This is a genomic window from Bifidobacterium simiiventris (assembly GCF_019331715.1).
Lineage (GTDB): Bacteria > Actinomycetota > Actinomycetes > Actinomycetales > Bifidobacteriaceae > Bifidobacterium > Bifidobacterium simiiventris.
The window spans coordinates 69512-90123 of record NZ_JAHBBG010000010.1; the positions used below are offsets into that span (position 1 = coordinate 69512).

Sequence of the window (20612 nt, forward strand, 5' to 3'; positions counted from 1 at the left end):
CCGTCAAGTCGCCGTAGCGACACGAATGTTCGTGGGAATAGGCCGAACGGACCATGATGGGTCGAGACGGTCAGTTGTATCCGTGGATATCGAGCAGTGGCGGTGGAGTCGGATCGCATGGCTGAAACGTCTTGCGAACCGGACGTTGGCGAGGGCACCCATTCAAAGACATTTCCATCTCGGACGATTCCATGCCGTGCGGGGGAGCTACTGGAAGTCGTCGATTCCGCGAGAGGATTGGATGATCCCCTCGAAGCTGCCGCATGGCGCAAAAAGGCTATGACGCTCATCGCGTGCCTCCGCCGTGCTGTATGGTGTGGTTCATGGCTTGGCTTCTTTCGTTTCTTGCCGGCATGTGGAACGTCGTCGCCGGGATCGGCGTGGTCGCGGGCATCCTCGCATTCGGATTCCAAGTGCAGTCGTGGATCGTGGACCGGCGGCGTATGTCCTCGGGACGGCTTGACCTCGTGTTCGCGCCGGGAGGCATGATCGAACATGACGGCGAACGCAAACCGTTCGCGGTCCTGCGGGTTATGAACGTCGGTGCAAGCCCGATCCGCATTCTCCGGATCGGGATCTCCGGTTTCACGGTTCCCGCGGAGCAGTCGAACGACCCGTTCGGCGGGAACGAACTATTGTCGCCCGGCGACGTATACCGCGTCGGCTGCATGGATTGCGGGCCGGACGCGTGCATGTACGTCGAATACGTCGACCACGCCGACCGACGGTTCATGTTCGTCCAGTACATCGAGGTCACCTCCTCCGCATATGCGTTCACCGGGGTTAGCTGGCGAAAAATACGGAAAGCGTACAAGCCGTTGACAGTGCGCCCAGGATCCGCGGAAGACGTTCCCCTGGGTCCTGCTCATCCGGGAATGCTGCGAATACGATTAGGAAGACGGCGTTCGAGAGAATGGCTGCGAGTCGTAGAGGAGGCGTTGGCCCGAGCGTCAACGCGAGGATGTTTAGACATGTCCCCGCGCCTGCCGCAAGGAGTCCGATCCAATCGGTCTCGCTAGTCATCGTGTGCTTCTGTCAGCGAGCGCCGGAGACATAGACTTGACCGAAGACTCAGTCCTCGCGATGATCTTGGAAAGCGGCATTTTGACTACGTGGGCGATTCTGGTCAACTCGTCGAAGCTGAATACGCCGCCATTGATCTTGCGGTTGAGGGAATTGCGGGGGATGCCGCAGTATGTGCCGATATCATCCTGAGTCATTCCCATCTCGGACAGAATCTCTTTCAACGCGGCACCAAACTGTGCGGATGTGGGCTCAATGTGTCCCGTATGGCACATATTGCGTCCGAGGCGCGCGAGAAGCAACTTCGGATTGTCCCATTTGGGACATATCGTGTGTTGTTTGGTTGTAATATGTCCCATATGGCAACTGGAAAGAAAAAGCCGACGGTTGAATCGAAGGCACTCTCGATTGCGATTCGCCGTGCGATGGCTACACGAGAAATGAAGACACCGGGCTTGGCCGAAGCGTCATCCATCCCGTATGGCACCATGCGCAAAATTCTTGAATTGAATACGGTTGCCGACTACGAACAGCTGAGACGTATTGCCATCGCTCTGAATATTCCTTTGAGTGAGATCGTCGCAGATGCAGAACGTCTTGCGGGAGATCCGGAGATTCGCGAAGATTATGACCGTTCTGATCCTGTTTCGTCTGTCCGGGACGACACCGACAACGAGCGCCCGCCGGAATCCGATGAGGAGGTTGCGAGGCGTGCGTTGTCAAGCATCATGGACTTGGCCGCGAAGCACGATGACACCGAGGCCGAGCAGGAGGCGTACGAGGACTGCCCTAATGTTCCCAAGGAACAATAGGGCATGTTTCATCCCCGTCGAAAGCATCTCTAATGTTCCAAAACGGCGATTTGGAACATTAGCCGTATGATCTCATCGCCGTGAACCCGTCCTAATGCGCCTAAGGAACAATACGATGGACTACAAAAGCATCCGGCAGACGATCCACATGAGCCGTTCGAGCGAGCCGGCGGAGGTCGTCGCCGAGAGGGAATACGAGCGGCGGCTCCACGGGTGGAGCACGTTCCGCTCCGGCATCACCCTGCGAGGACATGAACTGTTCGTCGTCAACTTCCGCGAACTCGCCACCATCACGGACGATATCCGGGAGCGGGAGACGCGGGTCGCGGCATTATGGGACGCGCTGCCGCCGATCGCCAGACGCGCGTACCTGTACGATCTCATCGGCGAGGAGATGCAAAGCACCAACGGCATCGAGGGCGTGCGATCCACCAGGCAGGAGATCAGCCTCGCGTTGGAGGCCGCCACGGAACATGGAGGGCATGCGCGGTTCAGCGAGTTCGCCCGCCTGTTCCTCGCGCTCAGCGACGACGACCCCGCACGCTACGCGCTGCCGGAAACGCTCGAGGACATCCGTGGCATCTACGACAAGGTCGTCGCCGGGGAACTCGACGACAACGACAGACCGGACGGCGACCTGTTCCGCAACGGCCCCGTGTACATCGACGAGCCCACGACCGGGCGGCGCGTCCACACCGGCGTCACACCGGAATCCGAGATCAAGGTCGCGCTCACGCAATGGCTCGCGCTCACCCGCAACCGGGACGTGCCGCCATTGATCCGCGCCGCCATGTGCCATTTCGCGTTCGAGTACATCCACCCGTTCTACGATGGCAACGGTCGTACCGGCCGGTTCCTGTTCGCCCTCCAGCTTCGACAGCATCTGAGCGTGCCGACCTCCATCAGTCTCAGCCCGGTCATCTCCGACGGCAAGAACCGGTATTACAAGGCGTTCGAGGACGCGCAGCACCCGTTGAACCGTCTCGACGCCAGCCTGTTCTCATATCGGATGATGGAATTCGTCACGGATGCGCAGAACCGTATCATCGACGACCTGAACGAGAAGCGCGCGCGTCTCGCCCTGGCGTTCGCCCGTCTGGAATCGATGCGCGAGGACAAGGGCTGGGATGATGCGACGGCGAACGCGATCGCCATACTCGTGCAGGAGGAACTGTTCGGCGTGCCTCCCCACACGGTCACGAGGACGCAGCTCATGGAAGGACTCTCTCTCGGCCGCAAGAAGGTCGCCCAGATCCTCGATCTGCTGGAAGCCGACGGTGTCATGGCCCACGAGGGCATCCGCCCCGCCCGCTACTTTCTTAATCCGGACACCAAGGACGGACTGCTGCGCGGCGGCGATCATCCGGAGGCGCCGCGGTGATCGACATCAATACGGCGGCCGAACGCATGTGCCGTGTAATCATCATCGACGAACTGTCCGCCGGCTGACAGGACGTGTACGACGCCGGACAGAACGTCATACTCATGGCCGACAACCTGACACCGATTCAATGCGCGTGCGTCCTCGCCCACGAAATGAGCCGTGCCCGGCACGGCGACAAAGGATACAAATGCGACACATGGACCGAACGGCGCGCCGACATCGAGGCCGCCCGCATGCTCATCGTCCCCGACGAGTACGCGGGCGGCCGAACAAGTCTGCGACAACGAGGTCTGGCTCGCCCATGAACTCGAGGTCATGGGCGAGCCATCCGCGCATACCGTGAATGGCTCCACGACAAGGGCCTATAGGATTTTTGCCGCACGAACGGCGTGCGGCCGGAAAAGAGAAGAGACAACATGAAGAAAACGAAGGCATGGCATGGGTTTCAGATTTCGTAAAAGCATATCGATCGGCAAAAGCGTGCGCGTCAATCTCGGCAAGAAAGGCGTGACCAGCGTAACGTTCGGCAAGCGGGGGACGCCTCACGTCACCGTCGGAAAGAACGGCACCCGAGCGGGCGCGTCCATCCCCGGTACGGGGATCAGCTACGAGACAAGACTCGACAATACAAGGAAAGCCAACAAGCCGGCAGAGAATCCGGCCAGACAAAAGAGAACCGCCATGAGCAACGAAGACTCCGACATTGCATCCGAGCCGTCGACGCGGATCATCGACACCACGGTCTCGCCACAGGCCACGTTGCCAGCGCCAACGGGACTGCCGGTCACGATGCCCCCTCCCGGCGACGGAGACGACGGGAAAGGCGGCAAGGGGTCCGATCCCCGCAACGTCAAAAAGAAAAACGGATGGAGGAAGATCCTCCGAATCATCGCATGGGTGGTCGCGTTCCTGTTCACGTTCCTTCTCGGCATAGGAGCGGGAGGAGCATCGACGGCGAATACGGCCGGCGATCCGACAACCACCACCCAATACAAGGATCTCCAACAGCAGCTCGTCAACCAGCAGGAGAAGGCTGACGACGTCCAACGCCAGCTTGAAGACCTCAACAAGAAAGTCGGGGACCTTGACGCACTCCAGAAGCGCCTCGACAAGCAGAAAACCAAGCAGGAGCAGACCAAACAGGAACTCGACAAGCAGAAAACCGAACAGGAGCAAACCCAAAAACAGCTCGACGAGCAGAAGGCGAAGCAGGAGCAGACCCAGCAGCAGCTCGACGAAAAACAGCAGGAGCAGGATCAGAAGCAATCCGAACTCGACGAGAGGGAAAAGAACATAGCCCAGCGCGAGGCCGAAAAGAGACAAAAGGAGCAGGAAACCATACAGGCCGCCCAGCAGCAAGCGCAGGAGGAACAGGCCAAAGCGCAGGAACAGGCCCAAGCCGAGCAGCAGACCACTGTCGCGCCTCAACCGACCCAGCAGGAGACAACGCCGGCTCAGTCTGACGGCAGCGGAGTGCTGGTAGCCGTCTGCAAGGACGGCACGCAGTCCACATCCTCGCCCGGCGCACGCGACTACAGGGGTATGTGCTCCCATCACGGTGGCATCGCCCAGAAACTGGGCCGACAGTAAAGAAGAAAGATCGGTAACAGACAAAAATCCCCTTCCGCACGCCAATGCGGAAGGGGGACAAACGCCGGAAGGATGCGCCAACATCCGAACCCGGCAACCAAAGCAAACCCGAGAGGAAGAAGAAAGGAGGCCTCTTCGCCTCACCATCATACCGCGCACGCGGCGATGGCAAGGACGAAGCATGCCCGTTATGTGGTTATTCGTCTTCTATTTGGATAGGAGCGTACAGGTACAGGCGATCCGTTGCCATTGGCGTGAACGTCTTCGACCGGATGTGGTACTCCGGATCGTCCCCGTCTGACCCTCGTCCTCGAACCCAAGGTCGGAGAACAGGCGGATGCTGGCGGTATTCCGCGGATCGATCTGCGTCAGCACATACGGTTCGCGGTTGTTGCGAGCGGCATCGTTGGCCATCCATCGCAGCACGCAGTCCAGCAGGACCGCGCCGAGATGACGGCCACGTTCGCTCAGCGCGGTGGCGATGAACGAGATGGCGTAGTCGCTGGCCTGCGGGGATGCAGGGTCATAACCGAATTCGCAAAACCCGAGGATGGGGGCGGGCGTGCCGCGCATGATGGTCCGCGACCTGTGGCATACGGCCGCGAGCCTCATGGTCCGGGCGGTGCGAACGTGAAGGTAGTGCAGCACCGGCTCGGCCACGCGTCGGCCGCGATGACCCTGGATGTGTACGCCGACTTGTTCGCGGACGATCTGGATGACCTGTCCCGTCGCATGGGCGATCTGCTCGTCAGGGAGAATGTGGGCAAACGAGATGTCGGAAGCCGCGTAATCCAAGCGGCAGTAGTGGTTTCGGGCGCAAACGCCGCGGGTTCGAGTCCCGCTGGTCCGACCAGAAAGCCCGGAATTATTGGAATTCCGGGCTTTCTCATGTTTTGCGATATATCGTATTGCAGGGAACCGTCACTATGTCACTTGGCGAACGGCGCGGAGGCGTCGTCGAGTGCGGCTATCTCGTCGGCCGTCAGGTCGAGCGTCACCGAGCCGATAAGCGCCGGCAGCTGTTCGGGCGTACGGGCGGACGCGATCGGGCCAGCGACCTGCGGACGGTGCCGCAGCCATGCGAGCGCGACCGTCGCGATCGTCGTGTCATGCGCCTTCGCCACCGCGTCAAGCGCGTCGATCAGCGCGAACCCGTCGGCGGTCAGATAGTCGGCGACCATGCTCTGACGCGCCTTGCCTTCCGCGTCGGCGGCGGAACGGTACTTGCCGGTCAGGAATCCGGCGGCCAGCGAGAAGTACGGAAACACGGCGAGGTTCTCTCGTGCGGCCACCGGCGCGAGCGTGCGCTCGTAGTTGCCGCGGGCCACGAGATTGTAATGCGGTTCCAACGCGACCGGCAGCGCATAGCCGTGCTCGCGGGCGATACGGAACCATTCCTCGATACGGTCGGCCGTGTAGTTGGAAAGCCCGATCGCGCGGATCTTGCCGGCCTTGACCAGTTCGTCGAACGCGGCCGCGGTCTCCTCGAGCGGCGTGTTCTTGTCGTCGAAGTGCGCATAGTACAGGTCGATCACGTCGGTGCCGAGACGTAGCAGCGACTCGTTCGCCGCAGCGATCACGTTGTCGTGCGACAGGCCCTTGTACTGCGGGTGCTCGCTCACCTTCGTGGCGACGACCACCTTGTCGCGGTTGCCGTGCACGGCCAGCCAACGGCCGAGGATGATCTCGGATTCGCCGCCCGCATTGCCTGGCGCCCACGCCGAATACACGTCGGCGGTGTCGATGAAGTTGCCGCCGGCCTCGACGTATTCGTCGAGCACCGTGCGGCTGGTCGCCTCGTCGCTCGTCCAACCGAACGTGTTGCCGCCCAACACGAGCGGGAACACCTCCAAATCGCTGTTGCCCACCTTCACGCGCTGATCGGTCATGTTGCCGTCCTTTCCCGCGTCCCACACGTATGGAATCATTGCGAGCGCCGCGAATCGGCCGTCCATCTCGTATCGGCGGTGGACATTGGTTTCGCAAAACGCATCCCCATCATTCTCCCGCGATCCGGCCTCCATATGCGAGGTCGTTCCGCTGCCGGCTGAGAACAACGATGGCGAAACCCCGGCTATCGTTGACGTAAGGAATTTCGGTATGAGACGAGACAGGGGGAGTGCGACATGTCGTTGACGAGCGAGCAGCGTGCGGCGACCATCCGCGAGTTTCGCGAGAACATGGCATTGCTGGGACTGGCAGCAGAGCGGATCGGCGCGGATTTCGGAGTGTCCGGCGCAACTGTCGAACGCATCGTCGAACTGAGGTCCGGCGTGCTGGAATACCCGTGGATCGTGCGCCGGTATTTGTTGGATAAGGCCGCCGCCGCTGGTGTGGAGCCGGTGCCGTTCAGTGCGCTGCGCGGTGACCCGCACGACTACTGGTTCTTGGACGATCGGGTCATCGACGCGAACCGGCTCGACTGAATCGTGCTGATTCCCGCGACCAGACTGTTACGGCGGTGATTCGCCAAGTGATACGCTGACGCCATGTGCAGATGTTTTGCGGCCGATCTGGACTGGGACGCGATCGCGGCCCGGTTCGACGTGGATGAAGGCGACGTGAATCCCGCCGCGCTTCCGGCTCCGTCGTACAACCTCCAACCCAAGCGGACCGTCGGCATCGTGGCGGAAGGGAGGGACGGCAAGCGTCATCTGACCGGCGCGTACTGGTCGCTGATCCCGGCGTGGAGCCCGGTCAGGGAACCGGCGTATCCCACGTACAACGCACGCGTCGAGTCGGCGTGCGCCAAGCCCACGTTCGCCGATTCGGCCAAATCCATGCGCGCGGTCATCCCCGCATCCGGATACTACGAATTCCATGGTCGCCGGCCGTACTATTTCCACGCGCCGGACGACATGCCGCTGTTCCTGGCCGGACTGTTCTCGTGGTGGCGCGCTCCGCAAGACCCGTTTCCGTGGCTGCTGACCGCGACGATCCTCACCTGCCGGGCCGTGGACGGTCCGGCAACGGTGCACGACCGCATGCCGCTGCTCGTGCCGCATGACATGACCGACGCGTGGCTCGATCGCGCGGTTGCCGGTGCGTCATTGATGACGGACATGCAGAACGGCGGCACTGAGTTGTCACGTAAACTCGCCTTCCATGAGGTCGCCGCGTTCGGCCCGACGGACGATGGCCATGAACTGATTCGACCGTTGCCGCAGGTCGATGCGTCCAGCTTGTTTTGACATGGATGTCTGAGACCGGAGGAATTATCGATCACCGCTTGCCGAGGGTGACGTAGACGCCGAGACCGTCGCCGCCGAGGATCTGCCGGATCATGTCGCGTTCGTCATTGTTGGCGTAGGTGATACGCAGATAGCCGAGCCGTTCGTTTGACGCGGGACAGTCGGCCGCTACCGGTTCCACGCTCACGTCGCTGCCGACGTTGCGGATGCGTGCGATGATGTCGGCCTTGTCGTTGACCGCGGTCTTCACCTGTTCGTAGGGCGTGAGGCTGTTGCAGGGGACGCTGTTGGCGCGACGGAACGTGACTGTGCCGGTGACGGCCAGTGTCGTGGCAATGAGTACGCCCACGAGGAACGCGGACAAGACGGCGATGACGATGGTGCGGGGGCGGGATATGATGGTCATGATCGGCTCCTTGTGATTGGTGATGGTTGTGTTTGCGGCTGTGGTAGGTATGCGGCTATTCGTCGGGGTGGGAGTTGACGTGATAGACGTGGTCGCAGGCGTCGACGAGTACGGGATCGTGGGTGGCGAGGATGATGGACGCGCCTTGTGCGGCGCGTTCGCGCAGGAGCCGGATGATGTTGGCGCGGTTGCCGGCGTCGAGCGATGCGGTGGGTTCGTCGGCGAGGATGATGGACGCGTTCTTGTAGATGGCACGGGCGATGCCGAGACGTTGCTTTTCGCCGCCGCTCAAATGCGATGCGATTTCATCGCTCCGACCGGCCAATCCGGTCAGGCGTAGGGCGTTGCGGATGCGTCGCCGGTCGCCGCCGACCGCCAGTCCGATATGGTTGAGCCGCATGCTGACGTTGAAGCCGACGGTCTCCTCGTCCATGATGCCGTAGTCCTGCAGGATGAACGCGGCCTTGTCCCGCCAGAACCGTCGGCGTTGACGCTGGTTCCAGCCGGTCGTGTCGATGCCGTCGATGGCTAGCGTGCCGGCCGTCGGGGTCTGCAAGAGGCCGATGGTGTGCAGGAGCGTGGTCTTGCCGCAGTCGCTCGGTCCAGTCAGCGCGGTCATCGTGCCGGGCGTGATGTCGAGGTTGATGTCGCCGGTGATGACGTGTCCGTTGATGCCGGTTGAGAGATTCCGGCAGGTGATGATGATCATGGTGATGCTCCTTGAAGGTTTTTATAGGGTGCGGTCGTTGATCGCGCGGAACCGGCTGGCGATGGCCGTGCGATGGCAAATGGCGGAGAACAGTGCGGTGATGATCGCGGCGAGCAGTGTGATCGGAATGCCGGCCGACCGCTGTGTGGCGATCACGACGCAGACGATGCCGGCCGCGGCCAGTGCGAACAGGGTTTCCTTGAGGATCGTCGGTGCGGCGAGCCGGACGGGCGCGTATCCGGCCAGCAGCAGGGGATAATCGTGACCGGCGCGCAGGGTGGCGCGCACGTCGGCGCCGACGAGGGCGACCATCGCGAACGCGGCCAGCAACAGGATGATCGCGGCGGCCTGCATCCACGCGAAATACGCGGAGAACTGGGCTCGCAGGATCTGCGCTTCGGCGATGTACCGCACCGACACCGCCGTGCCCAATCCGGCATGTGCGACCTGCCGACGCGTGTCGTCGAGTCCGGTCAGGACGATGTTGCGCGAGGAGAGCGCGGGCGTGAGGAATCCGGAATCGGAGAACCCATCGAGATCAGGCACGACGATGAGCGTTGCGTGACGGGAGAACAGCATGTCGTCGGACCCGCCTTTGAGCAGCGGCACGGTCACGCCGTCCTCCACGTAATATCGCGACTCGGCACGCAATCGGTCGGCTTGCGTGCCGTTCTTGGCCCACGTGGCAAACTGGTCGACGATCTGTTGGGTCTGCTCGTCCAGCCGACCGGCATCCACTGGCGTGATGCCGGTCGTGGCGTCGGGGTCGATGCCGACCAGATCGAGCCAGGACCGGGTCACCAGACCGGTCACCGGCGTATCCACCATGGTTCTGCTCTCCGGCCCGTCCGTGAACGTGTACGATAATGCCGCCTTACCCTGCTGCTCCATCGCACGGACCAAAGCTGCGGCCCTCACATCCATATCACTCTGGCCGGGATCGAACGTGACGGATACGGACACCTGATCGCGCAGCCGCTGCCATACGGACTGCTCGCGCGCCGCGTCGGACGCCTCACGAAACGAAAGCATCGACGGGGCGATCACGGCCAGCGCGGCGACGAACACCACCGCTTTGACCAGCACGCTCGCCCGCAACAATCCCCGCGGCATGGGCCGCCGATCGGCGATCATGCGCGCGGACGGCCAACAAGCGGCCGACAACACCAACGTGAATGTCAACAGACAGGCGAAAACCATGGTCTCCACCACCAGCATCACACGCAGCAGATACGGCACGAACACCCTGCCACGCGACACGAGCACGCCCAGTGCGGCCACCACGTCCACGACCACGGCGACCGCCAGCATCGGCAGCATCAGACCGACCGCGTCATCATACTGAATCTTCCACGCCGGCACCCCGGCCAGCACGCGCAAAGCGCGTGATCGCGCCTTGAACGACAGCCAGAACAACACCAGCACGGCCGTCAACGCCACCGCGGCACCCACGGCGACGCGAAAACTCGACTGTTCCAACAGCATGTGCAGATCACCAGCCAGATCGTCGTCTCCGTATTCCAGCTGCACGCCCGTACTCGTCGCCCAATCGTCCAAAGCGTTGCGAGCAGAATCATCCCATCGTCCGCATACCAGATACTGGCCGCTCGCCGACGCACTGTCCAGGCGATCCGATCCGGCGACCTTGCCGTCGGGCAGACTGCCGAACCGACGGATCGACGCACCCGGTTCCAAACCCGGCAGCGCGGTACCGGCCCGCGGCACAAACACCTGCGCGTCGGTGCCATGCTCCATATCCGGCACGATCTTCACCAACTCCAAGCCGAGTGCGTCGTTCCGCTCGACCAACTGCCGCAACGCATCGGCATCATCCATCCCGTCGGGCAGCGTCACGGTGACCACGGCGGACGGATGCAACTCCTGCGGTAGGGAACGATCATGCAGATCGCACAGCACCCACGCCACGAACACGGCCAGCGCGCACATCAGCGCGGACGATACCATCAACAGTTTGCGATGCATGACGCCCCCCTTTTTCGTACGAAACGATTTGAGCGACTTCCCGACGTTCTGATACGCCGTCGGGAATCGGCTTCACCGTACGTGCGACGAACCTCGGGTTCCAGCGATGTCCCCCGGTGAGGGACATCATGTGCGCACGCAATGCGGCGGCGGATAATGGGAGCATGCAGACGAAGAAAACCATTTCGCCGGTCGCGGTGGGCGTGACCGACAACGACGTGCTCACCCTCGGCGCATTGCGCTCGCTGCTGACCCGTATGAGCGGCATCAATGTGGCCTGGACGACCGGCGACGGCAATCATGCCATCGACCTGTGTCGCAATCCGCATACCCGACCGGACGTCTTACTGGTCGACATGTCGATGGAACCCCTACCCGGCATCGAAGTCTGCCAACGCATTCGCGCCGCCGGACTGACCATCGGACTGGTGTGCATCACGTCGTTCACGCTGCGTACCTACGCGGCACAGGCCGCTCGCGCCGGCGCACAGGCCATCGTGTCGAAAACTGACCTGCCCGGCATGTGCAACGCCATCCTGCAAGCTGCGCGCGGCAAGGCCAGTTCCTCGCCGGTCGACGGTGTCATCTTTCACGACACGGATACGTCCGACAGCGGAGCAGTCGCCGGCGAGACGGACAACGGCACGGCGACAGCGCAGGCCGGCGCAACGTTACCGGTCGCGTCGGTCGCCGATCCCGTGACGACCATGCCGTCGATGCGCGAACTGCAGATCATTCGCATGCTCGCCGACGGCATGGAAACCGAAGCCATCTCCCGATCGCTCTCACTGAGCCGCTACACCATCGCCACGTATCTCAAACGCGCCTGCGACAAACTCGGCGCACTCAACCGCGTCAATCTCATCGCCATCTGCGAGCGCAGGGGACTGCTATGAACGGCCGTACCGCACAGTCGAACGCTGCGGCCGACATCAATGTCAATGCCAATGATCCGCAGGATGACTGCACGACGGACGGCAGCGTCCGCAATACCGTCATGAATCGCCTCGCGACGATAATCATCGCAGCCTCGGCCGGGCTGACCATACCGTTCGCGGCGGCGGTGCTCGCAAACGGGGCCGTTACGATACCGTCGGCGATGATGATCGCCGTCGCCTGCGTGCTGTCGGTCGTCGCGTATTGTCATCCGCTGTTTGCGGGCTATGCCGTCACATTGGTGTGGGCGTGCGCGTGTCTGTCGCCGACGTTGGCCGGGGGAGTGTTGCTGATGACGATGCCGGTCGCGGTCGGCGGCATGCTGGCGACGCGTTGTAATACGCGGCACGGGGTCGTTGTCACAGGTGCACAACTATTGACGCTGACAGCAGGGACGATGATGGGCGTTGTGCGGGCCGCCGATGATCCCGCTGCGATGACGGCATTACTGCTGATTCCCGTCGCTCCGCTTGTGGGATTGCTCATGGCGTGGAAACAGCGGCTCGACCATGCGCGGGAAGCCGAACGGGAGCTGGAGCAGCGGCGTCGCGCCATGCTCGAGCAGGAGCGGCGTGCGGCGGCGGCCACGCGCATCCACGATCAGGTCACCAACCGGCTCGCCTATCTCATCCTGCGCATCGCCAACGATCAGGCCGAATGGGATGCCGATGCGCCGGACGCGGCGCGATTGCGCGCGGAACTGGCCGACCTGTCCGGCATCGCACAGGGTGTGCTCGACGAAACCCGCGACGTCATCGGCATTCTCGACGGCAGCCGACCGCCGGTCGTGGAGACCGCCACTGACGCCGATCCGGCCGGAGAAACCGCCATGCTGTGCGATCATCTCAACGCAGTCGCCGGGCGTCTCGAAGCGCTCGGCTTCACCGTGAACGCCGCGGTATCCGGTTCGCTGCCGCAACGCTACAGCGTCGACGCGGTCAGCGAACTGCACGATCTCATTGACGAAACCGGCAACAACATCGCCAAACACGCGCAGCCGCACACCGACTGCGCCATCCATGTCACGCTCGACGACCGGCAGGCGACGCTGACCTCCCGCAACCGCATGCAGACTGGTCCCGACCCCTCCGGCGACGCCCTGAAATCCGGAACCGGGCTACGTGCCAAAGCCGCGCGCATCCGTCGTCTCGGAGGCACGCTCGACCACACCGTGCGCGGCAGCGACTGGACCCTGTCCGCGCGTCTGCCGTTGCACGGGTAATAAGTTGCATCATTGCAATGATGCAACCGCGATAGCGAACCGTTCGCTCATCAGGTTGATGGAATGCGTATCGATGCGGCGCATGGCGGCACGCGGCATCGCTTGCGACAGCACCGAATGCAGTGTCGCAGACCATTGCTCGGCATGTCTGCGACTTACCCCGAACAGACCGAGACAATCGTCTGAGCGCAGCTTATCCACAGTGACTTCCGCATCACCGAATAATGCAGTTTGATGCAGGTCCGTCGCTTTCGCGTCGTATGGTTCGGGATTCAGATCGAACGCCGGAGCCAGCTCCCAGGCATTGCCACGGCGTAAATAACCATGATTGCGCAGATGGTCGTCCAGATTGCCGATCGCCGCACCGAACATGGCCCGATGCCATAATTCCACGGTATCGCCTCCAGAACGCCGAGTGAATTCCGCCAGATCAAGCCAGTCGCCACCATCCCCATCCGTCGCTTCCAATGCGGTCATCGCGGACATATACGGTATCCTCGCCATATTTCCCACCGATGGTGCGGGTTCGCGGTCGAATCGTTTGGTCAGCAGCACGGTCCTGGCCCGTCCTTCGATGTCGTTCACCGTGAGGGTGCGATGTTCCGGCACCTGTATGCCAGCCATACGGGCAAGTTCCAGCGTGACCGCCTCCCAGTCGATGACGTCCCAGTCGTCGCCGTTCGGCTTGGGGAATTTTGCCAGCCATAGCGATTGCCGATCTGCCACCGAGGCTTTTGGCCTGGCGCCGCCCAACGAGCCGGTCGCACGATACAGTCTGCGCAGCGATACGTCGCTCACCTCTCGGTTCTGTTCCACCGCGTCGGCGGTGTTCAACAGTTCCGGCAGATTGGCCAGTACGGGGACTCCTTCGTTTCCCGCAACCGGCTTGCCGTCAACGATGAAACGCGGATCGCTCCCTGACGGGTGAGGTCATTGACGCCGAACAGGTATTCCGATTCGCTGACCCGTGTACGTTTCAGACTGCGGGCGAAGATCTTCCGCCCCCAACGATCGGGGGCGCAATCCGAGAACGGCCCCAGACCGGCAAAGAAGAACGGGGCCAGCGAGCGCGGCAGTGACGGAAACATGTCGAAGGCATGCGGTGCGACGACGTAATCCGCGTCATACCGGAACGATAGATCATCGCCGGTGGCGTACAGCGTGCCGGCCGTGACTTCCGTCCCGGTCGCCAAAGTAATCAGAACCTTGGCTTCAATGGTTTGTGCCGGCATGACGCATCACCTTCTTACGCGTTTGGGCAGTTGTTCGTTTGCCCTGAGACGACCGAGATCCGTGGCATACGGGTCGCAGGATGAGACCAGCGCATCCGCCATGTGCAAGACGCGGGCAATGCTCAGCAACGAGTCGGTGCGCACGGCTTTTCCCTGTTCGAGATTCGATACCGTGGTCGGACTGACACCGGCGCGCTGAGCCACATCGGCGACGGTCAGCGCCAGTAGCCGACGTTGTTGGGAGAGGCGTTCTCCCAGAGTACGCAAGTCGCGTCGTACAGCAGTAGGGGTGTATTTCATCATAAGCTCTTTTATATATAGTATATTGGTCTCTAACTTTGATAATCAACAATATACTGCATATTATATGTACCTCGCTAGCCCGTATGGAAGCTTTCCTGAATCAAAAACCAGACGATTTCCCACTCAGGATTTCGGAATTGGACCATGCGCCGATCAGGAGCGGCGCAGGGCGATGCCGGCGGCGGCCATGTCCTTGCGGGCGGCGACGCCGAGCTTCTCGCTGACGGGCACGGTGAGATCCTCGAACACGGTCACCGTGTAGCCGAGTTTGCACGCGTCGAGCGCGGTCTCCTTGACGCAGTGCGATTCGGCGATGCCGACCACGTCCACCTGCGTGACGCCAGCCGCCTTGAGCGCGTTCGCCAACGTCCGGCCGGCCGACTGGGCCGCCTCCACCTCGTCGCGCGACTGGATGCGGTCCGTGTTGTCCTCGATGCCCTCGAACCCGGAGTAGGCGGCCGAATACTGGCCCTTCTTGAAGTGATGCGCGACGTTCAGGGCGCGGATCGCCGGATGCAGTTCGGCGTTCGGCGTGCCTGCCCTGCCGTGCACCGGCCACGTGTCCACGTAGTCGGGATGCTCCGACCAATGCGAGCCCGGCTCGATATGCCAGTCCTGCGTCGTCGCGATGTACGCGTATTCGCCGCGGTGCGCGTTCACGTATGCGGCGATCCGCTCGGCGACCGCATTGCCGCCGTCCACGCCGAGTTCGCCGCCTTCGCAGAACGTCGGCTGCACGTCCACGATGATCAATGCCTTCCCTGCCATGATTGCCTCCCCAAGTGGATGCCGATATGCCGGCATCCACTCTAGCGTCTCGATGCCGGAACCGTTCGGCTTCGTCTGCGACGCGTTCTTCTCGCGCGGCGATGTCCGCGTAGGGGGACATGGTGCGGGAATGCTGTCACCCTGGGGTGACAGATGGGCGGCCGCCGGTTGCCTGCGATCATGACGCGGTGTTTCCTTGAACCGTCAACGACAATGTGGGATTCGAGGAGGACATGACATGAGTGTTCTGCAACATGCGGCGCAGACGACCGATCCGTCCGCCGCCGCGGTGCTGACGCGAGGTCTGGTGAAGCGATATGGTGATTTCCGTGCGGTGGACGGGCTGGACCTGAATGTGCCGGCGCATGGCGTGTACGGCCTGTTGGGGCCGAACGGGGCGGGCAAGTCCACGACGATGAAGCTGCTGTTGGGCTTGACCTCGGCGACGAGCGGCGACATGTGGATGCTGGGCGAGAAGATGGATGGCCGGCATCGGTTGCAGCCGGGCCGTGTGGGGTCGATGATCGAGGGGCCGAGTTTCTACCCGGGGCTGAGCGGCCTCGACAACTGCCGCATGGTGGCCGATTATCTGGATTTGCCGCGCGGCTCCGCTTCAGCGATTGTGAAGCAGGTCGGACTGGCCGGGCATGAGCACAAGCGGGCGAGGGACTATTCGCTGGGTATGAAGCAGCGGCTCGGCATCGCGATGGCGTTGATTTCCCGGCCTGAATTGCTGCTGCTGGATGAGCCGACGAACGGGTTGGACGCTCAGGCCGTGGTCGAGGTACGTGAGATGATCATGGCGTTGAGCCGCGAGCAGGGTATCACGGTGATCATCAGCTCGCATATTCTTTCCGAGATCGAGAAGATGGCTCCGATCGTGGGCGTCATCGCCTCCGGTCGCCTGCGCTATCAGGGTTCTCTCGACGCATTACGGGAGGAGGGACATATCGACTTGCGTGTCTCGGACGCAAAGCTCGCGGCGACGATGCTGGACGAGAACCGGATCGACTGCCAATGGCTGCCGGACAAGAATGGCGGCGTGCTTCGCCTGCCGGAACTATCCGACCGCCGGATCGGCGTACTGGTCGCGCAGCTGGTTGAACAGGGCATTGCGGTCTACCGGGTCTCTTCGGAACGCAAGACGTTGGAACAGGCGTTCCTCGAACTGATCGAGAACCAGCAGCATCATGAATCCACGCCGCAGTCGGCACGGAGCGGGACGGTTGCCGGACCCGTGCCACGGCCTGCGCGCGCGGCCTCGCTCCGATCGTTGCCGACCGTGGGGAGGGCTGTGTCCGCTTCGATGAACGGAGACGAACGATGAGCGGCATGATTGCGTATGATGCGGGACCGCGCCGCACGTCCAGCCACCGTGCGAAGCGCGGCGGGCCTCTCACTCTGGCGCGATTGGAGTTGCTGAAGGTGCGTGGCTCGTCGTTCTGGTGGATGTGGCTGGGCATGGCCTTGCTGGTGTCGGCATGGTCGGGCATGGCGTTCATGCAACGCGCCGGTACCCCGAATCCCGCCCTGCGGTCGGTCGCATTGGCCGACGGCGAGATCTACCAGATCGTAAGCCTGCTGGCTCCCATCCTGGCCGCCCTCCTGACCAGCCGCATCGCCGTGCTGGAAACCGCGGAGCGCATGAATCTCAAATGGCTGTCGTTCGGACAGTCCGACGCGGCCCGGTTCATCGGCAAGCTCATCGTCTCCGGCGTTGCCAGCGGCATGTGCTTCCTGATGCCGCTGGTGTGGGCGCCGTTGGCGGCCAAGAACCTCGGCTTCACGGTGACCGGTTCGTTCGCCGAACTGGTGTGGGTGCCGGCATTGGTCGGTGTTCTGTCCTCGATGGCCACGAGTGCGGTCCAGTTGATGCTGTCGATGGTGATCGACCGTCAGGCCGTCGGCTTGTCAATCGGCATCATGGCCGGCGTGCTGGGTTCCGGCCTGAACGCCATGAACCGGCCCGCATTGGGTTGGCTGTTCCCGGCCGGTCTGAGTTCGGCCGCCAGCCCGTTCGTCAGGTCCGTGGACGCGGACGGCGTCGCCACGATGCTGCTTGCCGCGCATCCGTGGATGCTCGTCATCGCCGCGGCCGTGGCGTTCCTCGGTTGGACGCTGATATCGGTGGCGGCGGTCAAGGTGAAGGAGTCGAGACGATGACATACGCAAACGCAGCCGATGCGCATCGCATGAATCCCCGCACCAATGCGGTGACGCGCCGCAGCCCGTCCGTGTGGGCGGCGTTTCGCTGGGAGTCGCGCAAGGCCGGCAACCTGTGGTATTGGATCGTGACCGGTCTGTTCGATGCGATCGGCATGTTCAACGGATGGAGCCAATACGTCGACTATCAGGCGGAGTTCGCCCGGCAAGGCGTGACATGGGCGGCGATCTGGGGTCAGGCGATCCTCCTGCCGAGCATGGTGTTCATGCCGATACTGGTGTCCGCGTTCACCGCGCAGATCGAAGCCAACGAGCATCATGGACGCAACTGGCAGCGCATGAACGCCACCGGTGTCATGAACGTGGCACTCGCCGGCAAGATGCTGCACGGTCTCATGACCTCGTTCCTCACCGTCCTCGTGTTCGAAACCGAGTTCATGCTCGTCGGCAGGTTCGCCGTCGGTTTCGATCTGGCGCAGCTTGGCCCGTTCCTCATGCGCGGCATCCCGCTGACGTTGTCCGTGTGGGCGATCATGACGCTCACGCAGGCGGTGAGCGTGCGGGCGGAATCGTTCGCGGGCACGATGGGCGTGATGATGGTCCTGACCATCGGCGGCTGCGCGTTGAGCCTCGCCGCGCCGGCCGTCGCCCGACCCTACCCGCTCGCTTTGATCACCAGCGCTTCGGCAGTCCGCGATCTTGCCGGGATCGCCGATCCGTGCTCCATGCTCGCATCGACGACCATCGCCGTCATATGGGTCGTCGTCGGCGGTCTGGTCTTCCGCCGGTTCGTCAGACGAGCCATCTGAGATTGGTTGCGCCGCTTCACGGACAGGCGACTGGGGGAGCCACCAATCCGACGTTCATTGCCGCTCGTCCGCCTGATACGCTGTGGCAGGGGATACGGGCATCGAGGAAAGGAGCTGATCATGAACGGGAAACCGGTTCCGGCATTGACGGCGATAACGAATGTTCCGCGCCGTCTCGCTTTGTGCTGGCGATCCGATCCGGCCGCGCGCGTGGTCGTGCCCGCGGTGTGCCTGTGCTATGACGTGATGATGGTCACCCGGGTCGTGTTCGCCGGCCCGGATGCCGGCCCGCATGCCGGCATGCTCCTGCGCCAGTCGTGGGGGCTGCCTGTATTGATCGCACTGTGCGCCATATCGATAGGGGCGTTGCTGGCTCGTCTGCGTCACCCGTTCATTGCCGTCTGCGTCACGTGCGTAACGTATCTGTGCGCCGCGCTGTTCCAGGTGCAGGCCTATATGGCGTTGCCGGTCCTGTTCGCCCTGTACTCGTGCGTGGTCTTCTGCTGCATGCCGTATCTGATCGGAGGTGTCTGCGTGAACGCGGCCGTGCTCGCCTTGGGCTGGCTGTTGCCGTTCCGGGCTCCATCGGACGCATGGGCGATGTTCCTGCTGCCGATGGCGTTCCTTGAATCGGTGGCCATCGCGCTCGGATTGTGTTCGCGCGGCATCCGGGAACGGCGCGGGGCGATCGAGGAAATCGAACGTCAGCGGCGGCATGCGCTCGAACTTGAACGCCAGCGCGATATGGAACGCCGCCGCACCGATATCGCAGCCGAACTGCACGACAGTGTGGGCCATGATCTGACCGCGATCATCGCGCTCACCGAAGGACTGGAAGGCGTCAGCGGCGACCCGCAGATCGAAGAGGCCATCGCCATGGTCAACGAGCTTGCCCGCAGCGGACTCGCCGACACCCGCCAAGCCGTGCGGGCCCTGCAATCCTGTGGCGAGGAAACGGCGGAAGACGCCGGTTACGGTCGAATGCGCACATGGAACGACGTCACGCCGATCCTGCAGCATGCGCGACGGTCGGGCTTCATCGTCGCGCATACGGAAACCGGACGCAGACCCGATGACGAGGCCCAGGCGGATCTGTGCTTCGCCGTGACCCGCGAAGCCGTCACCAACGCCATCCGACACGGCCACGACCTGCATCGCATCGTCGTCTCGTGGGATCATGCGAATGGCGGAACGCTGACCGTAACCGTCAGGAACGACGGCTCGACGCGCGACGATTCGACGGCGGGGGACGGCAGCGAGCATGCGGATGACGGCACCGGTATGGGACTGCACAGGCTGAACCATCTGATCACGGCCGCCGGCGGTTCGCTCGAAGCCGGACCGGACGACGCGGGCTATACGCTCAAAGCGGTGATCCCATCCATGAAACCGGCCAACGGGACCGATAACGGTCGCGACAAGTCCGCCGACGGCATTAAGAGCGCCACCAAGACCAAGGAGCAGCAGTCATGATCAACGTGATGATCGTGGACGATCAACGGCCCACGCGCATGGGCTTCACGCTCATGCTATGCAAGGACCCCACGCTGGCCATGATCGCCCAGGCGGCCAACGGCCGTGAAGCCGTCGACATGCTCTCCCTGCTCGAAGCGCAGGGCAGATCGCTGCCCGACGTGATCCTCATGGACGTGCGCATGCCCGTCATGGACGGCATCGACGCGACCGGCGAGATCACCAAACGCTGGCCGCATGTCAGAATCGTGATCCTGACCACCTACGATCAGGACTCCTACGCCTTCGCCGCCCTCAGCGCCGGCGCATCCGGATTCCTCCTCAAGGACGTGCATGCCGCCGACCTGTGCAGGGCGATCCACGCGGTCGCCAAAGGCGACGCGATCCTCACGCCCCGCATCACCGGCGAGGTTATCCGCCGCGCCATCCCAGCCGGCACCTACCCCGACGACCGGCAACGCGCGGATCTGAAAGCAAAATTGGCTATTCGCTGTTTGTGGTGGGTGATGGTCAGGTGGTGGTGACGGCTTTGAGGTCGAGTTTGCCGCAGGTCAGGTAGATCATGGTGGCGAAGTAGTCCATGTTGCGGAAGCCCCTCGCCCGTCGTT

At 62.7% G+C, this 20612-nt stretch carries 23 protein-coding genes and 1 pseudogene; 14 read left to right on the forward strand and 10 right to left on the reverse strand.

Annotated elements, in window-relative coordinates:
* Positions 1 to 263: 263 nt before the first annotated feature.
* From KIH76_RS09160 to KIH76_RS09170, 3 genes are all read left to right on the forward strand, one after another.
* Positions 264 to 1019 (forward strand): hypothetical protein, encoded by a 756-nt coding sequence (locus KIH76_RS09160; protein ID WP_219070403.1) that lies wholly within the window; start codon positions 264 to 266, stop codon positions 1017 to 1019.
* 93 nt (positions 1020 to 1112) lie between these two features.
* Positions 1113 to 1835: a LarC family nickel insertion protein gene (locus KIH76_RS11610; protein WP_236036949.1), complete on the forward strand. Its 723-nt coding sequence runs from the start codon at positions 1113 to 1115 to the stop codon at positions 1833 to 1835.
* A gap of 115 nt (positions 1836 to 1950) precedes the next feature.
* Positions 1951 to 3216 (forward strand): Fic family protein, encoded by a 1266-nt coding sequence (locus tag KIH76_RS09170; protein ID WP_219070405.1) that lies wholly within the window; start codon positions 1951 to 1953, stop codon positions 3214 to 3216.
* Here KIH76_RS09170 and KIH76_RS09175 read toward each other — a convergent pair.
* Positions 3195 to 3536, reverse strand: a complete 342-nt coding sequence (locus KIH76_RS09175) for a hypothetical protein (RefSeq protein WP_219070407.1) — start codon at positions 3534 to 3536, stop codon at positions 3195 to 3197. The two genes, KIH76_RS09170 and KIH76_RS09175, sit on opposite strands and share 22 nt — an antisense overlap.
* A gap of 121 nt (positions 3537 to 3657) precedes the next feature.
* Here KIH76_RS09175 and KIH76_RS09180 point away from each other — a divergent pair, with 121 nt between their 5' ends.
* Entirely contained in the window at positions 3658 to 4809 is a 1152-nt protein-coding gene (locus KIH76_RS09180) for a DUF4236 domain-containing protein (protein ID WP_219070408.1), read from the forward strand.
* Positions 4810 to 5016: 207 nt separating this feature from the next.
* On the opposite strand, the gene KIH76_RS11615 is transcribed toward KIH76_RS09180, so the two are convergent.
* Complete coding sequence (locus tag KIH76_RS11615; RefSeq protein ID WP_338023646.1) at positions 5017 to 5421, reverse strand: GNAT family N-acetyltransferase; 405 nt, start codon at positions 5419 to 5421, stop codon at positions 5017 to 5019.
* Between KIH76_RS11615 and KIH76_RS11620 the strand changes: the two are divergent.
* Positions 5393 to 5577, forward strand: a pseudogene (locus KIH76_RS11620) (tyrosine-type recombinase/integrase); the annotation flags it as partial. The gene KIH76_RS11615 and the pseudogene KIH76_RS11620 sit on opposite strands and share 29 nt — an antisense overlap.
* A gap of 161 nt (positions 5578 to 5738) precedes the next feature.
* Here KIH76_RS11620 and KIH76_RS09190 read toward each other — a convergent pair.
* Positions 5739 to 6698 carry an aldo/keto reductase gene (locus tag KIH76_RS09190; protein ID WP_214374901.1) on the reverse strand — a complete coding sequence of 320 codons (960 nt, stop codon included), beginning with the start codon at positions 6696 to 6698 and terminating at the stop codon, positions 5739 to 5741.
* 237 nt (positions 6699 to 6935) lie between these two features.
* Between KIH76_RS09190 and KIH76_RS09195 the strand changes: the two genes are divergently transcribed.
* Both KIH76_RS09195 and KIH76_RS09200 read left to right on the forward strand, forming a co-directional pair.
* The gene (locus KIH76_RS09195; protein WP_214374902.1) at positions 6936 to 7235 is read left to right on the forward strand and encodes a DUF2316 family protein; all 300 of its coding nucleotides are present in this window, start codon (positions 6936 to 6938) and stop codon (positions 7233 to 7235) included.
* 63 nt (positions 7236 to 7298) lie between these two features.
* On the forward strand, positions 7299 to 8000 hold the full coding sequence (locus tag KIH76_RS09200; RefSeq protein ID WP_214374903.1) for an SOS response-associated peptidase: 702 nt from the start codon (positions 7299 to 7301) through the stop codon (positions 7998 to 8000).
* Between the two features lie 31 nt (positions 8001 to 8031).
* Here KIH76_RS09200 and KIH76_RS09205 read toward each other — a convergent pair whose 3' ends face one another.
* Genes KIH76_RS09205 through KIH76_RS09215 form a run of 3 tightly spaced genes read right to left on the reverse strand, consistent with a single transcriptional unit; the run spans position 8032 to position 11098 of the window.
* Positions 8032 to 8406: a hypothetical protein gene (locus KIH76_RS09205; protein WP_214374904.1), complete on the reverse strand. Its 375-nt coding sequence runs from the start codon at positions 8404 to 8406 to the stop codon at positions 8032 to 8034.
* 55 nt (positions 8407 to 8461) lie between these two features.
* Positions 8462 to 9115 (reverse strand): ABC transporter ATP-binding protein, encoded by a 654-nt coding sequence (locus KIH76_RS09210; RefSeq protein ID WP_214374905.1) that lies wholly within the window; start codon positions 9113 to 9115, stop codon positions 8462 to 8464.
* A gap of 21 nt (positions 9116 to 9136) precedes the next feature.
* Complete coding sequence (locus KIH76_RS09215; RefSeq protein WP_214374906.1) at positions 9137 to 11098, reverse strand: hypothetical protein; 1962 nt, start codon at positions 11096 to 11098, stop codon at positions 9137 to 9139.
* Between the two features lie 164 nt (positions 11099 to 11262).
* On the opposite strand from KIH76_RS09215, the gene KIH76_RS09220 reads away from it, so the two are divergent.
* On the forward strand, positions 11263 to 11994 hold the full coding sequence (locus KIH76_RS09220; RefSeq protein ID WP_219070410.1) for a response regulator transcription factor: 732 nt from the start codon (positions 11263 to 11265) through the stop codon (positions 11992 to 11994).
* Complete coding sequence (locus tag KIH76_RS09225; RefSeq protein WP_214374908.1) at positions 11991 to 13256, forward strand: sensor histidine kinase; 1266 nt, start codon at positions 11991 to 11993, stop codon at positions 13254 to 13256. The genes KIH76_RS09220 and KIH76_RS09225 overlap by 4 nt, the downstream gene beginning before the upstream one ends.
* A 9-nt stretch (positions 13257 to 13265) precedes the next feature.
* Here KIH76_RS09225 and KIH76_RS09230 read toward each other — a convergent pair whose 3' ends face one another.
* From KIH76_RS09230 to KIH76_RS09240, 4 genes are all read right to left on the reverse strand, one after another.
* On the reverse strand, positions 13266 to 14090 hold the full coding sequence (locus KIH76_RS09230; protein WP_236036951.1) for a HipA domain-containing protein: 825 nt from the start codon (positions 14088 to 14090) through the stop codon (positions 13266 to 13268).
* Positions 14087 to 14488 carry a HipA N-terminal domain-containing protein gene (locus tag KIH76_RS11625; protein WP_236036952.1) on the reverse strand — a complete coding sequence of 134 codons (402 nt, stop codon included), beginning with the start codon at positions 14486 to 14488 and terminating at the stop codon, positions 14087 to 14089. The genes KIH76_RS09230 and KIH76_RS11625 overlap by 4 nt, the downstream gene beginning before the upstream one ends.
* 6 nt (positions 14489 to 14494) lie before the next feature.
* A complete protein-coding gene (locus KIH76_RS09235) occupies positions 14495 to 14791 on the reverse strand; it encodes a helix-turn-helix domain-containing protein (protein ID WP_236036953.1) in 297 nt (98 codons plus the stop codon).
* Between the two features lie 153 nt (positions 14792 to 14944).
* The gene (locus tag KIH76_RS09240) at positions 14945 to 15559 is read right to left on the reverse strand and encodes an isochorismatase family protein (RefSeq protein WP_214374910.1); all 615 of its coding nucleotides are present in this window, start codon (positions 15557 to 15559) and stop codon (positions 14945 to 14947) included.
* Positions 15560 to 15797: 238 nt separating this feature from the next.
* On the opposite strand from KIH76_RS09240, the gene KIH76_RS09245 reads away from it, so the two are divergent.
* The 5 genes from KIH76_RS09245 (at position 15798) to KIH76_RS09265 (ending at position 20528) form a co-directional block, all read left to right on the forward strand.
* Positions 15798 to 16886: an ABC transporter ATP-binding protein gene (locus KIH76_RS09245; protein WP_214374912.1), complete on the forward strand. Its 1089-nt coding sequence runs from the start codon at positions 15798 to 15800 to the stop codon at positions 16884 to 16886.
* Positions 16883 to 17722 carry an ABC transporter permease gene (locus KIH76_RS09250; protein WP_214374914.1) on the forward strand — a complete coding sequence of 280 codons (840 nt, stop codon included), beginning with the start codon at positions 16883 to 16885 and terminating at the stop codon, positions 17720 to 17722. Before KIH76_RS09245 ends, KIH76_RS09250 begins: the two co-directional genes overlap by 4 nt.
* A complete protein-coding gene (locus KIH76_RS09255; RefSeq protein ID WP_236036954.1) occupies positions 17719 to 18531 on the forward strand; it encodes an ABC-2 family transporter permease in 813 nt (270 codons plus the stop codon). The genes KIH76_RS09250 and KIH76_RS09255 overlap by 4 nt, the downstream gene beginning before the upstream one ends.
* Before the next feature lie 120 nt (positions 18532 to 18651).
* Positions 18652 to 20004: a sensor histidine kinase gene (locus KIH76_RS09260; RefSeq protein WP_214374916.1), complete on the forward strand. Its 1353-nt coding sequence runs from the start codon at positions 18652 to 18654 to the stop codon at positions 20002 to 20004.
* Entirely contained in the window at positions 20001 to 20528 is a 528-nt protein-coding gene (locus KIH76_RS09265; protein ID WP_219070411.1) for a response regulator, read from the forward strand. The genes KIH76_RS09260 and KIH76_RS09265 overlap by 4 nt, the downstream gene beginning before the upstream one ends.
* Positions 20529 to 20612 lie beyond the last annotated feature (84 nt).

Bases quoted from the DNA above. Each gene is read 5' to 3' on its own strand.
- KIH76_RS09160 (WP_219070403.1), top strand. From the start codon at position 264: ATGGCGCAAAAAGGCTATGACGCTCATCGCGTGCCTCCGCCGTGCTGT.
- KIH76_RS09170 (WP_219070405.1), top strand. From the start codon at position 1,951: ATGGACTACAAAAGCATCCGGCAGACGATCCACATGAGCCGTTCGAGC.
- KIH76_RS09175 (WP_219070407.1), bottom strand. From the start codon at position 3,536: ATGACCTCGAGTTCATGGGCGAGCCAGACCTCGTTGTCGCAGACTTGT.
- KIH76_RS09180 (WP_219070408.1), top strand. From the start codon at position 3,658: ATGGGTTTCAGATTTCGTAAAAGCATATCGATCGGCAAAAGCGTGCGC.
- KIH76_RS11615 (WP_338023646.1), bottom strand. From the start codon at position 5,421: ATGAGGCTCGCGGCCGTATGCCACAGGTCGCGGACCATCATGCGCGGC.
- KIH76_RS09190 (WP_214374901.1), bottom strand. From the start codon at position 6,698: ATGACCGATCAGCGCGTGAAGGTGGGCAACAGCGATTTGGAGGTGTTC.
- KIH76_RS09195 (WP_214374902.1), top strand. From the start codon at position 6,936: ATGTCGTTGACGAGCGAGCAGCGTGCGGCGACCATCCGCGAGTTTCGC.
- KIH76_RS09200 (WP_214374903.1), top strand. From the start codon at position 7,299: ATGTGCAGATGTTTTGCGGCCGATCTGGACTGGGACGCGATCGCGGCC.
- KIH76_RS09205 (WP_214374904.1), bottom strand. From the start codon at position 8,406: ATGACCATCATATCCCGCCCCCGCACCATCGTCATCGCCGTCTTGTCC.
- KIH76_RS09210 (WP_214374905.1), bottom strand. From the start codon at position 9,115: ATGATCATCATCACCTGCCGGAATCTCTCAACCGGCATCAACGGACAC.
- KIH76_RS09215 (WP_214374906.1), bottom strand. From the start codon at position 11,098: ATGCATCGCAAACTGTTGATGGTATCGTCCGCGCTGATGTGCGCGCTG.
- KIH76_RS09220 (WP_219070410.1), top strand. From the start codon at position 11,263: ATGCAGACGAAGAAAACCATTTCGCCGGTCGCGGTGGGCGTGACCGAC.
- KIH76_RS09225 (WP_214374908.1), top strand. From the start codon at position 11,991: ATGAACGGCCGTACCGCACAGTCGAACGCTGCGGCCGACATCAATGTC.
- KIH76_RS11625 (WP_236036952.1), bottom strand. From the start codon at position 14,488: ATGCCGGCACAAACCATTGAAGCCAAGGTTCTGATTACTTTGGCGACC.
- KIH76_RS09235 (WP_236036953.1), bottom strand. From the start codon at position 14,791: ATGATGAAATACACCCCTACTGCTGTACGACGCGACTTGCGTACTCTG.
- KIH76_RS09240 (WP_214374910.1), bottom strand. From the start codon at position 15,559: ATGGCAGGGAAGGCATTGATCATCGTGGACGTGCAGCCGACGTTCTGC.
- KIH76_RS09245 (WP_214374912.1), top strand. From the start codon at position 15,798: ATGAGTGTTCTGCAACATGCGGCGCAGACGACCGATCCGTCCGCCGCC.
- KIH76_RS09250 (WP_214374914.1), top strand. From the start codon at position 16,883: ATGAGCGGCATGATTGCGTATGATGCGGGACCGCGCCGCACGTCCAGC.
- KIH76_RS09255 (WP_236036954.1), top strand. From the start codon at position 17,719: ATGACATACGCAAACGCAGCCGATGCGCATCGCATGAATCCCCGCACC.
- KIH76_RS09260 (WP_214374916.1), top strand. From the start codon at position 18,652: ATGAACGGGAAACCGGTTCCGGCATTGACGGCGATAACGAATGTTCCG.
- KIH76_RS09265 (WP_219070411.1), top strand. From the start codon at position 20,001: ATGATCAACGTGATGATCGTGGACGATCAACGGCCCACGCGCATGGGC.